This window comes from Rhizobium sullae, assembly GCF_025200715.1.
In the GTDB taxonomy this organism is placed as follows: domain Bacteria; phylum Pseudomonadota; class Alphaproteobacteria; order Rhizobiales; family Rhizobiaceae; genus Rhizobium; species Rhizobium sullae.
The window spans coordinates 2,952,940-2,965,158 of sequence record NZ_CP104143.1 but is presented as its reverse complement, the minus strand read 5'-3'; the positions used below and the strand labels follow the sequence as shown (position 1 = coordinate 2,965,158).

Below are 12,219 nucleotides of genomic sequence, written 5' to 3'. Positions count from 1 at the left end.
ATTGCTGAAAGCGGCTAAGGACGCAAAGCCGTTCTCAGCAATTCAATGGCCTTTGAAACGGAAGGGCCTTTGATCGGCGGCGGAACCGCTCGTTCGCAAAATTCCCGCGATACGAAGAGCGTCAACTCCGCGCCATCAGTGGTCTTGCCGGGAGATTCGGTAAAGCCCTCAAGCACCCGATATCTCGCATCCTCCCAGAAGCGTGTTTCCACCCAATCATTGGGAATCATGTGGAAATGGATCGGATAGCCCGGGGTGTGTCCGTATCGACCGATATAGACGCGCCGCGCTTGCAGGACCTGTTGCAGAGCGTCCTGAGCCTTTGCCAGCAGCGGGCCCAGTTCTGTAAGCGCGCTGTCGGTCAATTCGGAAAGTTCACTTGCAGGCGTCTTCGAACCGACCATGAGATAGCCCGGCAACGCTGAATTCATCCTGTGGTTTACAAGCCATCTCCCGGTTTCGAGGACATGGAACTGTGCTGGGATTTCCAAACAGCCTGCTCCTTAGGTTTCCTCCGGCCGGTCCTTCGGGTCGAACTGGATGATGGTGATCCAGTTGGCGGTAAGCGCTGGCTTCCTCTCGTTCTCGATCTCGATGGACACCTCATAGGTGGTCATCAGCATGCTGGCGCCGCGGAAGCGTGCGTCCGCGAGGACGAAATGGCCGCGGATGCGGGTGCCAGATTTGACCGGAGCCATGAAGCGCACCTTGTCGAACCCGTAATTGATGCCCATCGTCTGCTCGCGAACTTTTGGCAGCGCATTGTAATTCATGGCGGAAAGCAGCGAGAGTGTCAGGAAGCCATGTGCGATCGTGCCGCCGAATGCACTCTCGGCTGCGGCGCGGACCGGATCGGTATGGATGAACTGATGGTCGTTGGTGGCGTGCGCAAAAGCGTCGATCATCGGCTGATCGACAAGAATCCAATCCGAAAGGCCTGTTTTCGTGCCAATGAGCCCGCGGACTTCCGCGAGCGAAATTTCTTTGACCATAAATTCCCCGTGAAGAAGCCGCCTGCTCAATTGCTTACAGTGGATTTGTGACAATTACGACAACGATTCACATCCGTTGCGGCTTGAATCAATTCCCAACGCAAAAGATGACCGACCGCGGCGGAACGGTCACTGTTCCGCCAAGCTTCCTGGAGTTACCCGATGCACTCAATAGCCGCCACACGGCAGTGTCCGGGGCTGGGAGAAGGAAGTCGTGTGCCCTGTCCGATCGATTGAAAAGCACGGCCAGACGCACCTCCCTGCGGCTATCGCCATCGCGTGTTGTGAGTAGCATGCCAAGCGTGGAAAAATTCGCCGTCTCCCACTCGCCGATGGTCATCGGGTTGCCGGAGGGCGATATCCATTCGACATCGCCATCGCCGTCGAAGAAACCGCTTTCCGAGAAGACGGAGAAGCGCTTTCGCAATGCGACGACGAAGGCGGTATGAGCGATCAGTTCCTCATCCAGCGCCTTCCAATCGACCCAGGTTATCTCGTTGTCCTGGCAATAGGCGTTGTTGTTACCGCGCTGGGTTCGCCCGCCTTCATCACCCGCAGTCAGCATAATGCTGCCGCGGCTGGCAAAGAGCGTCGAGATCAGCGCTTTCAGATCGTCGCGGCGTTTCTTGATGATATCCGGATAGCGCGTCTCGCCTTCGATGCCGTTGTTCCACGAATGGTTCTCGCTGTGCCCGTCGCGGTTTTCCTCGCCGTTCGCCTCGTTGTGCTTGTGACTATAGGAAACGAGGTCCTTCAGCGTGAAACCGTCATGGGCGGCGAGGAAGTTGACGCTGCGCGTCGCTGTCCCGCCGTTCCGCGAGAAGATGTCGGAGGAACCCGCCAGTGCTGTTGCGAGCGGCCCTGTCTTCCAGTCGTCGCAGCGCCAATAGCAGCGGATATCGTCGCGAGTGCGGTCATTCCATTCGAGGAAGGGAGCCGGGAAATTGCCAAGTTGGTAACCGCCAGGACCGATATCCCAGGGCTCGGCGATCATTATGCGGTCGGAGAGCACGTCATCGTCAAGGATCGCCGAAAGGCTGCCCCCCTGGGCTTCGAAGCCGTTTGCCGTGCGGCCGAGCACAGGCGCCAGATCGAAGCGGAAACCATCGACGCCGGCCCCGAGGACAAAGTGGCGGAGGCTGTCGATGACGAGCTGGCGGATATAGGGGTGATCGCAGGCAACCGTATTGCCCGTCCCGGTGTCGTTGACGAGCTCACCGGGGCGCTCGGGCTGATGGCGGAAGAAGGAGAGATTGTCGAGGCCGCGCAACGAAAGTGTTGTGCCGTATCGATCGCTTTCGCCAGTGTGATTGAAGACGAGATCGAGGATAACGCCGATGCCTTCGGCGCGAAGCTTCGCGACCGTATCGCGCAGTTCCGCCATGCCACCCGGCACGAGGCGGGGATCGAGCGCCATGAAGGCAACGGGATTGTAGCCCCAACCGTTTGCGAGCTCGAGCGGAGGCAGGTGGCGCTCGTCGATCCAAGCGGTGATCGGCATCAGCTCGACCGCATCGACGCCGATACGCTTGAGATGAGCGATTACCGAGGGATGGGCAAGTGCAGCGACGGTGCCGCGCTGCGTCTCGGGAATATCCGGATGGAGGATGGTGAACGGCTTGACCGCGACCTCATAGATAAAACCGCCGGGCTCGAAGAGCGGCTTTTCCAGCGTCACTTTCGTATCGCGGGTCACCATAGCCTTCGGCATCAGGTTCTGGGTGTCTTCACCAAAGACGCCGAGGCGCGGATCATGACGGAAGGGCCGGTCGAGCTGCTTGGCGTACGGGTCGACCAGAAGCTTGGACGGGTCGAACCAGAGGCCGTTTTCCGGCGCATAGATGCCGTCGGCTCGAAAGCCGTAACGGGTGCCTTCCTTCAGACCGTCGACAAAGAGCCGGTGCACATGGCCGTCTTCGCGCGCCATCGGCAGGCGCGCGAATTCCTTGTTGCCGGTTTCATCGAAGAGGCACAGCTGGATCTCCGCGGCGTGCTGAGACCAGACGGCGAATTCGACGCCAGTTTCGAAGAGGATCGCGCCTCCTTTAGCCCTGTTGTCCGCCCGCATGAGCCTCCGATCAGGTGATCACAGAAGGTGCATCACGGCCCGTGCGCTTGCGGATATCCGCAATGCTTTCCGCAGCGGCGATCAGGTCGGCCAGCGCCTCCTGCGTCTCGATGTTGTGCCGGGTCGAATCCGGCTCGTAACGCTCGAGGTATACGCGCAGCGTCGCGCCGGACGTACCGGTGCCGGAGAGGCGGAACACCACGCGCGAGCCGCCCGTGAAAAGAATGCGAATGCCCTGGTGCTCGCTGACCGACTTATCGACCGGATCGTGATAGGCGAAGTCGTCCGCCTTCTCGACGGTCAAGACGCCGAAAGTCTTGCCCGGCAAGGTCGAAAGTTGGCTGCGCAAGTTATCGATCAGCACGTTGGCGGCATCGGTATCGACGCCCTCATAGTCATGGCGGGAATAGTAGTTGCGGCCATAGGTCTGCCAATGTTGGGTGACGACGTCTTGAACGCTTTCGCCGCGGACAGCGAGGATGTTCAGCCAGAGAAGCACGGCCCAGAGACCATCCTTTTCGCGGACGTGGTTGGAGCCGGTGCCGGCGCTTTCTTCACCGCAGATCGTCGCCATGCCGGCATCGAGCAGATTGCCGAAGAATTTCCAGCCGGTCGGCGTTTCGTACATGCCGATGCCGCGTTTTTCCGCGACACGGTCGGCGGCGCCGCTGGTCGGCATGGAGCGCGCGATGCCTGCCAGGCCGCCGGAATATCCGGGCGCGAGATTGGCGTTGGCTGCTAGAATCGCCAGGCTGTCCGATGGGGTGACGAAGATGCCGCGGCCAACGATGAGGTTGCGGTCGCCGTCGCCGTCCGAAGCTGCGCCGAAATCGGGCGCGTCGTCGCCCATCATCTCGTCATAGAGCTCCTTGCAGTGGACAGGGTTCGGGTCCGGATGATGCCCGCCGAAGTCCGGCAGCGGCATGAAATTGCGCACCGATCCCAGCGGCGCGCCGAGACGGTTTTCGAAGATTTCCTTGGCATACGGGCCGGTAACGGCGCTCATCGCATCGAAGGCGATGCGGAAACCGAGGCTGATCAGATTGCGGATCGCGCCGAAATCGAAGAGCTCCTCCATCAGCGCGGTGTAATCCTCGACCGAATCGATGACCGAAAGCATCATGCCGCCGGGCAGTTCTTCCTTGCCGATGCGATCGAGGTTCACGTCCGGGAAATCAGCGATCTTGTAGCTGTCGATCACCTTGGTGCGGGCATAGATTGCGTCCGTGATCTTTTCCGGCGCCGGCCCGCCGTTATTGACGTTGTATTTGATACCGAAATCCTCGGTCGGGCCGCCGGGATTGTGGCTGGCAGAAAGGATGATGCCGCCGAAAGCCTTGTATTTACGGATGATGTGCGAGGCCGCCGGGGTCGAAAGGATGCCGCCCTTGCCAACCATGACTTTTCCAAAGCCATTGGCGGCGGCCATTTTGATCGCCTTCTGGATGACTTCGCGATTGTAGTAGCGTCCGTCGCCGCCAATGACGAGGCACTTGCCCTGATAACCTTCCAGCGAATCGAAAATCGATTGGATGAAGTTCTCAGCATAGTTCGGCTGCTGGAAGACCGGGACCTTTTTCCTGAGACCCGACGTGCCGGGTTTCTGGTCCTGATAGGGCGTTGTGGATACAGATTTGTTCATTTCTGTCACTTGCCTTTCGGGGCGAGGCTTGAATAGAGGGCAGCGTAGCGCTCGGCGCTCTTCTCCCACGAGACATCCGATTTCATGCCTTGCTTTTGCAATTGGGTCCAGACTTTTTGGTCTGCGAAGAGATGTAGTGCACGCCGGATTGCCTGCAACATACCCTCTGCGGTGACGGGAGAAAACTGTATCCCCGTTGCGACTTTCGCTGCAAGCGCGGCGTGATTGGCGTCGATCACGGTATCGTTGAGACCGCCGGTGCGTGCCACGATCGGCACGCAGCCGTAACGCAAGCCGTAAAGCTGGGTGAGACCGCACGGTTCGAAACGCGAGGGAATGATGATAGCGTCGCAACCGGCCTGCATCAGGTGTGACATCGGCTCGTTATATCCGATCGAGACGCCGATCCGGCCAGGATGACGGGCGGCGGCGGCAAGCAGCGAGCCTTCAAGCGCTGGATCGCCGGAACCGAGAATGGCAAGCTTGCCACCAAGGGCGACGATTGCGTCGGCGGTCGCGGCGATCACGTCCATCCCCTTTTGCCAGGTAAGGCGGCTGATGATGCTGAAGATCGGCGCACCGTCGTCATGCAGGCGGAAGAACTCGGCGATCGATTTGCGGTTCTCTTCGCGATTTCTCAGCGTCGTGATGCCGTAATGGGTATGGACGACCGGATCAGTCGCCGGGTTCCAAACTTCAGCGTCGATGCCGTTGACGATACCGTGGAGCACCTCGCGGCGGCTGGCGATGGCGCCTTCCAGCCCCATGCCGAACTCGTTCGTCAGGATTTCTTCGGCATAGGTGGGGCTGACGGTCGTGATCGCGTGCGCAGTCTGCAGGCCGCCTTTCAGGAAGCCGATATGGCCGTAGTATTCGATGCTTTCAGTCGAGAACGCATGCGGCGGCAGGCGCAGGCCCGGGAAAATATCAGCGCCGAACTGGCCCTGGAAGGCCATGTTGTGGATCGTCAGAACGCTTGGCAGCTCTGGCGTCGGATAGTAGCGCATATAGACCGGCGTCATCGCAGCCTGCCAATCATGGGCATGCACGAGGTCCGGGCGCCAGTCCGGCATCAGGCCCGCGGCGATTTCGGCAGCTGCCAGCGACAGCGCCGCGAAGCGCCGCCAGTTGTCGGCATAGTCCTTGCCCGTCTGGTCGAGATAGGGACCGCCCGCACGATCGTAATATGCGGGGGCGTCAAGCACGAGGATATCGAGGCCTTCATACTCCACTTCCAGCACCGTCGCGGGCGCTCCCAGCAGATCATCGAACTGCAGGCGGACGACAGGATCGCGAATGACCTTCATGACTGCCGGGTAGCCGGGCATGAGGGTCTTCGTCTCGATGCCGAACCGCTTGAGTGCGATTGGCAGGGCGCCGGCCACGTCGGCAAGGCCCCCTGTTTTGATCAAAGGGAAGACTTCGGACGAAACCGAAAGAACTTTCATATGTCTAAAGATCCAACTTATCGATCATCGGTTGCGTAATCAAGCAAATACCGCTTTCCGTGCGCCGGAACCGCTTAGCATCGAGTTCCGGATCCTCGCCGACGACAAGGCCCTCCGGAATGACGACGCCATGATCAATCACGACGTTTTTCAATTGCGCGCGCCGGCCGACCTTTACGCTCGGCAGGACGACGGCTCCCTCCAATTTGGAATAGGAGTTAGCGCGAACACCTGTGAAAAGAAGGCTTTTATGAAGCGTGGCGCCGGAGATGATGCAATCGCCGGCAACGACCGAGGAGGTTGCCGAGCCTCGGCGGTCCTCGTCGTCATGGACGAATTTTGCCGGCGGCGAGATTTCCGCATAGGTCCAGATCGGCCAGGATTTGTCGTAAATATCAAGCTCCGGAACGATCGCCGTCAGGTCGATGTTCGCCTGCCAGTAGGCTTCGATGGTCCCGACGTCGCGCCAATAGGGCTCATGCTCGAAATCCGAACGGACGCAGGACTGGCCGAAGCGATGGGCGACCGCATTACCGTTCTTGACGATATAGGGGATGATATCCTTGCCGAAATCCTTGCTGGAATTCGGATCGGCGGCGTCGCGGCGAAGCGCGTCGATCAGGAACTTCGTGTGGAAGACGTAGATGCCCATAGACGCCAGCGCGAAATCGGGTTTGTCCGGAATGCCTGGCGGATTGGCGGGCTTTTCGACGAAATCGATGATCCGGTCGGTCTTGTCCACATGCATAACGCCGAAGCCGACGGCTTCCATGCGCGGCACTTCGAGGCAGCCGATGGTGACATCCGCGCCCGAATCGACATGCTGCTGCAGCATCCATTCGTAATCCATCTTGTAGACGTGATCGCCCGCAAGAATGACCATGTACTCGACGCCGTAATCCTCGATGATGTCGATGTTCTGATAGACGGCATCAGCAGTGCCTTCGTACCATTGCGTTTCCGAGACGCGCTGGCTGGCAGGCAGGATGTCGAAGCTTTCGTTTCGCTCGGGACGGAAGAAGTTCCAGCCACGCTGCATATGGCGGATCAGAGAGTGCGCCTTATATTGCGTCGCGACGCCGATGCGGCGGATGCCGGAATTCAGTGCGTTCGACAGCGCGAAGTCGATGATGCGTGATTTGCCACCGAAATAGACCGCCGGCTTGGCGCGCCGGTCGGTGAGTTCCTTGAGGCGGCTCCCCCTGCCGCCGGCCAGAACGTAAGCCATTGCGTCGCGGGCAAGTGGCTGAATGCGCTTTTCTACCATTGTCTACTCCTCCCACCAGTCTTCAAGTCTCAGGTTCAAGCATGATCGTCGCCAGCGGCGGCAGGGCGATTGACGCGGCAATGCTGCCGCCGGCGTTGACGGCCTGCACGCGCCCGCCATTACCCTTGCCGCTGCCGCCGTAGATATCGGCATCGGTGTTCAGGATCTCCCGCCAGCGGCCTTCGAACGGTAGGCGGATGGAATAGTTCTCGCGGTAAGCCGGCGTGAAATTGGTGATGACGGCGATCGGCTTCAGGTCCGGCGCCTTGCGTAGCCATGCAAAGACGGAGTTTTCGTGATCGTCGGCGATCAGCCATTCGAAACCGTCGCCCTCGCAATCGCGGGCATGCAGCGCCGGCTTGGAGCGGTAAGTGAGGTTGAGGTCGCGGACGAGACGGCGCATGCCCTCGTGCATGCGGTATTGCAGCAGGTTCCAGTCGAGCGAGGTTGCCTCGCTCCATTCGCTCCATTGCGCAAACTCCTGGCCCATGAAGAGCAGTTTCTTGCCGGGGTAGCCCCACATGAAGGCATAGTAGGCGCGCAGGTTTGCGAATTTCTGCCAGTCGTCGCCGGGCATCTTTGCAATCAGCGAGCCTTTGCCATGCACCACTTCGTCATGGGAGAGCGGCAGAACAAAGTTTTCCGAATAGGCGTAGAGCAGGCCGAAGGTCAGCTCGTTGTGGTGATGTCTGCGATATATCGGATCACGTTTCATGTAGCTCAGCGTGTCGTGCATGAAGCCCATGTTCCACTTGAAGCCGAAACCGAGACCGCCGTCATGCACCGGCTGCGAGACCTTCGGCCAAGAGGTCGACTCCTCGGCAATGGTCATGACGCCGGGGTGCTCGGCATAGATGCGGGTATTCATGTCTTGAAGGAAACGGACGGCCTCCAGGTTTTCGTTGCCGCCATATTCGTTCGGGATCCATTCTCCGTGTTTGCGCGAATAATCGAGATAGAGCATCGAGGCGACGGCATCGACGCGCAGGCCGTCGAGATGGAATTTCTCTGCCCAATAGAGTGCATTGTTGACCAGATACGACTGAACCTCGGTACGGCCGAAATTGTAGATGGCTGTATTCCAATCCGGGTGGAAACCCTTGCGCGGGTCCTCATGCTCGTAAAGTGCGGTGCCGTCGAACCAGCCCAGGCCGTGTTCGTCGGTGGGGAAGTGTGCGGGCACCCAGTCGAGAATGACGCCGATGCCGACCTTGTGGCAGCCATTGACGAAGCGGGCAAAACCCTCCGGTTCGCCGAAGCGGGCGCTCGGTGCGTAAAGCCCGGTGGTCTGGTAGCCCCATGACGGGTCGTAGGGATGTTCGGTGATCGGCAGGAATTCGATATGGGTGAAGCCCATGTCGACGCAGTAGGGGATGAGGGTGTTTGCGAGTTCATCCCAGGAGAGGAACGAACCATCCTGGCGGCGTTGCCATGAACCGGCATGGACCTCATAAATCGAGATCGGCTGGCGGCGCTTGTCGGTTTCGCTCCAGTGCTTGAGGTGGTCTTCGTCCTGCCATTCCGGCAGAAGCTCGGGCGCCACGACGGAAGCGGTTTTCGGGCGCAATTCGCTGCGCCGCGCAAATGGATCGGCCTTCAGCGGCAGGAGGACGCCGTCATGGCCCCGAATCTCGAATTTATAAGGAACGCCCGTCGGAACATCCGGCGCAAAGATTTCCCATATGCCGGCGCTGGCGCGGAAGCGCATCACATGACGACGGCCGTCCCAATTGTTGAAATCGCCGACGACGGAGACGCGCTGGGCGTTCGGTGCCCAGACGGCAAAATGGATTCCCTGCGCGCCCTCATGCTTAATCCAGTGCGCACCCATCTTGTCGAAGAGGCGAAGATGCGAGCCTTCACGCGCGTAGTAATCGTCCATCGGACCAAGCACGGGCCCGAAGCTGTATGGGTCGGTGACGGCCCATTCCGCATCGCCGCGCCGGGCGCGGTAGCGCACGGGTTGCCGTTTCGTCAGCGCTGCTTGCCCTGCGAAAAAGCCATCCGCATGGAGCTGCTTCAGTTCACCAACAACGCTGCCGTCGAGCGTCAAGGCGGTGACTTCTTCGGCGCCGGGAATGAAGCACCGGGCAGCGTAGCTGTCGCCTGCATGGTGCACGCCAAGTACGGCAAATGGATTTGCATGCGAACCGGCAAGGATTGCCGCGATTTCGTCTGCCGAAATTTCCCAGGGACGCTCTACTTCAAGGGCGGCTTTCGGCGTTTTCATCCGGCTCTCCAGATTTCATCGGCATACTGCCGAATCGTGCGGTCGGAGGAGAACCAGCCCATTCGAGCGGTATTGTTGATGGTCTTGGCATACCAGGAGGACGGCTTGTTCCAGATCTGGTCCACGTCTCTCTGCGCGGCCGCGTAGGCATCGAAATCGGCGGCGACCATGAACCAGTCGTGCGAATAAATGCCATCGATCAGCTGGGCGTAGCGATTGCGGTCATCCGGCGAGAAGACGCCGCCGGCGATCGAAGCCAGCGCCTGCGACAGTTCGCGGGAGCTTTCGATGATGGCGCGCGGGTTGTGTCCGTCGCTGCGGGCGTCGGAGACTTCGTCCGCTCGAAGGCCGAAGATGACGATGTTGTCGGCACCGACATTGTCGCGCATTTCGACATTCGCCCCGTCCAGTGTTCCGATCGTAAGCGCCCCATTCAGACCGAATTTCATGTTGCCGGTGCCGGAGGCTTCCATGCCGGCGGTCGAAATCTGCTCAGACAGATCCGCTGCGGGCACCATGACCTCGGCAAGCGAGACATTGTAATTGGGTATGAAGACCACTTTCAGGAGGCCACGGACAGCCGGGTCGTTATTGATCGTGCGGGAGACGTCGTTGATCAGCTTGATGATGAGCTTGGCGTTGTGGTAGCTCGGCGCCGCCTTGCCGGCGAATAGCTTCACGCGCGGCACCCAGTCGAGTTCCGGATGCGATCGGATCTGGTCATAGAGGGCCACCGCCTCGATAACGTTAAGCAGCTGGCGTTTGTATTCGTGGATGCGCTTGATCTGAATGTCGAACATCGCGGAAGGATCAATCTTCACGCCCATGCGGCTGGCGACAAGATTGGAAAGCGCCACCTTGTTCGCGCGCTTTACGGCGCCGAACCTTTCCTGGAAGCTCGGATCGGTGGCGAATTTTTCGAGCGGCTTCAGCTTCTCGGCGTCATCCATGAATTCGTCGCCGATCGCCTCGCGGATGAGGCCGGTAAGCCCGGGGTTGCATTGCTGCAGCCAGCGGCGCGGGGTGATGCCGTTCGTCTTGTTGTTGATGCGGTTCGGATAAAGCTTGTGCAGGTCCGCAAAGACCGTGACCTTCATAAGTTCGGTATGCAAGGCGGAGACGCCGTTGATCGAATGCGAGCCGACGAAGGCGAGGTTGCCCATGCGCACCCGGCGATCTCCGCTTTCGTCGATCAGCGAAATCGACCGGATTTCGGTGTCGGTGAAGTTCTTTTCCCTGCGGGCCTCAAGCAGGATCTTGGCGTTGATCGCGTAGATCAGCTGCATGTGCCGCGGCAGCAGCCGTTCAAAGAGCGGGATCGGCCAAGTTTCGAGAGCTTCCGGCAGGAGCGTGTGATTGGTGTAGGAAATCGTGCGGCGGACGATGTCGAAGGCTTGCTCGAAATCCATGCCGTGGACGTCGCACAGCAGGCGCGTCAGCTCGGCCACCGAAACGGCTGGGTGGGTGTCGTTCAGCTGGATCGCGACCTTGTCGGGCAATGAGGTGAAATCGTCATATTGCTGCAGGTGGCGGCGCAGGATGTCCTGAAGCGAGGCGGAGGAGAAGAAGAATTCCTGGCGAAGACGCAGCTCCTGCCCGGCCGGCGTTGCGTCCGCCGGATAGAGCACCCGCGTCAGGCTTTCGGCCTTGTTGCTTTCGCGCAGAGCGCCGATGTGGTCGCCGGCATTGAAGGCGTCGAGCAGGATCGGGTCGATCGGCTGGGCCGACCAGAGACGCAACGTGTTGACGCGCTTGCCGCGCCAGCCGACCACCGGAGTGTCGAAGGCAGCGGCGATGACGCGCTCTGCCGGTTTCCAGACATAGCGCGGCTCGCCTTCGGCGTCGTTGGCGACGTCGACGGCGCCGCCGTAGCCGATTTCATAGGCGCTTTCGCGGCGTTCGAACTCCCAGGGATTGCCGTGCGCCAGCCAGCTTTCCGGCAGTTCCACCTGCCAGCCGTCGGCGAGTTGCTGGCGGAAGAGGCCGTGGACGTACCGGATGCCGTAACCATAGGCCGGCACCTCGACCGTCGCCATGCTTTCCATGAAACAGGCCGCGAGGCGTCCGAGGCCGCCATTGCCGAGGGCGGCATCCGGCTCGAGGCCGGCGATCACGTTGACGTCGACGCCGAGGGAGGTCAGCGCATCGCGCACCTGCTCCATCAGGCCCATGTTCGTGACGGCATCGCGCATCAGGCGGCCGATCAGGAATTCGAGCGACAGATAGTAAACGCGCTTGTCGCCGGTCGCGTAGACCTTACGCGTAGACTCCATCCATTTGTCGATGATGCGGTCGCGAACGACGAGGATAGTCGCCGTCAGCCAGTCATGCGGCTTGGCAACCTTTGCATCCTTGCCGATGCGGTAAGTCAGGCGTTCGATGATTTCTTCGGCGAGAATTTCCGGCCGGGAACTGCGCGGAGCGGGAGAGGGGATGGTCGGCTTGGAAACGGTATTCATCGTCATATCTCGCCAATTTTGATTTATTTTCAGTGCGTTACGTCTGACGAAGCCGACTTTGCACGCACGCCGGTCACGGCAGTTTATGCATCGTTACCAAGCACTTGCAACAA

The 12,219-nt window shown here is 60.0% G+C and carries 8 protein-coding genes; all 8 read right to left on the bottom strand.

Annotation, left to right across the window (positions count from 1 at the left end; translation table 11 throughout):
- Positions 1-14: 14 nt before the first annotated feature.
- Positions 15-491 carry an HIT family protein gene (locus N2599_RS15000; protein ID WP_027507994.1) on the bottom strand — a complete coding sequence of 159 codons (477 nt, stop codon included), beginning with the start codon at positions 489-491 and terminating at the stop codon, positions 15-17.
- A 12-nt stretch (positions 492-503) separates the two neighbouring features.
- Positions 504-992: a MaoC family dehydratase gene (locus N2599_RS14995; protein WP_027507995.1), complete on the bottom strand. Its 489-nt coding sequence runs from the start codon at positions 990-992 to the stop codon at positions 504-506.
- 88 nt (positions 993-1,080) lie between these two features.
- The gene (gene glgX / locus N2599_RS14990; protein WP_027507996.1) at positions 1,081-3,060 is read right to left on the bottom strand and encodes a glycogen debranching protein GlgX; all 1,980 of its coding nucleotides are present in this window, start codon (positions 3,058-3,060) and stop codon (positions 1,081-1,083) included.
- A 10-nt stretch (positions 3,061-3,070) separates the two neighbouring features.
- Positions 3,071-4,702 (bottom strand): alpha-D-glucose phosphate-specific phosphoglucomutase, encoded by a 1,632-nt coding sequence (locus N2599_RS14985; protein ID WP_027507997.1) that lies wholly within the window; start codon positions 4,700-4,702, stop codon positions 3,071-3,073.
- 5 nt (positions 4,703-4,707) lie between these two features.
- Positions 4,708-6,150: a glycogen synthase GlgA gene (gene glgA / locus N2599_RS14980; RefSeq protein WP_027507998.1), complete on the bottom strand. Its 1,443-nt coding sequence runs from the start codon at positions 6,148-6,150 to the stop codon at positions 4,708-4,710.
- Between the two features lie 4 nt (positions 6,151-6,154).
- Positions 6,155-7,417, bottom strand: a complete 1,263-nt coding sequence (glgC, locus tag N2599_RS14975) for a glucose-1-phosphate adenylyltransferase (RefSeq protein ID WP_027507999.1) — start codon at positions 7,415-7,417, stop codon at positions 6,155-6,157.
- A gap of 22 nt (positions 7,418-7,439) precedes the next feature.
- On the bottom strand, positions 7,440-9,647 hold the full coding sequence (glgB, locus tag N2599_RS14970; protein ID WP_027508000.1) for a 1,4-alpha-glucan branching protein GlgB: 2,208 nt from the start codon (positions 9,645-9,647) through the stop codon (positions 7,440-7,442).
- On the bottom strand, positions 9,644-12,106 hold the full coding sequence (locus tag N2599_RS14965) for a glycogen/starch/alpha-glucan phosphorylase (RefSeq protein ID WP_027508001.1): 2,463 nt from the start codon (positions 12,104-12,106) through the stop codon (positions 9,644-9,646). Before N2599_RS14965 ends, glgB begins: the two co-directional genes overlap by 4 nt.
- Positions 12,107-12,219: the final 113 nt, after the last annotated feature.